This window comes from Hyphomonas sp. UBA3601, from assembly GCF_002375605.1.
In the GTDB taxonomy this organism is placed as follows: domain Bacteria; phylum Pseudomonadota; class Alphaproteobacteria; order Caulobacterales; family Hyphomonadaceae; genus Hyphomonas.
The window spans coordinates 1-439 of record NZ_DFME01000117.1 but is presented as its reverse complement, the minus strand read 5'-3'; the positions used below and the strand labels follow the sequence as shown (position 1 = coordinate 439).

Genomic DNA, 439 nt, shown 5'->3' with positions numbered 1-439 from the left:
CATCCTTTAATCTTGCCCGTTCGGGTTCGCTGGCCCATCCCATGCCACCTTTCGCCGCAAATTGCCGCCATATGCCGGAATACGCCGCCATCTCTGATCACCGCCAAGCAAGGATCAGACGCGCCACGCCAACGAGATCATGGATTTCAACGGGTCCGAAATAGCGTCCATCGAGGGAGTCCGGGTGCGCATTCATCAGGAAGAGCTGGTCTTGCCCAAGCACCATACAGCCCTCCCAGGACGGCAAATCCCGCCCCGAAGAGTCTCGCAATCGCGCCTCTCCCCCGACTTTTCCATTGATCAGAAGCTGCGTGTCCCAACGGCAGATTTCATCGCCGGGCAGCCCTGCAATCTGCTTCAATAAAGGCCAATCCCGCCCGACAAATCCTTGGGTCTGAGCCCACTGCGCGTCATCGCTTCTGGCTGAGACGACGACCCA

At 58.8% G+C, this 439-nt stretch carries 1 protein-coding gene; it reads right to left on the bottom strand.

The features are described 5' to 3' along the window. Positions 1-97: 97 nt before the first annotated feature. Positions 98-439, bottom strand: a 342-nt coding sequence (locus B4F73_RS12270) for a S26 family signal peptidase (RefSeq protein WP_290483402.1), incomplete at its 5' end; no start/stop codon positions are given.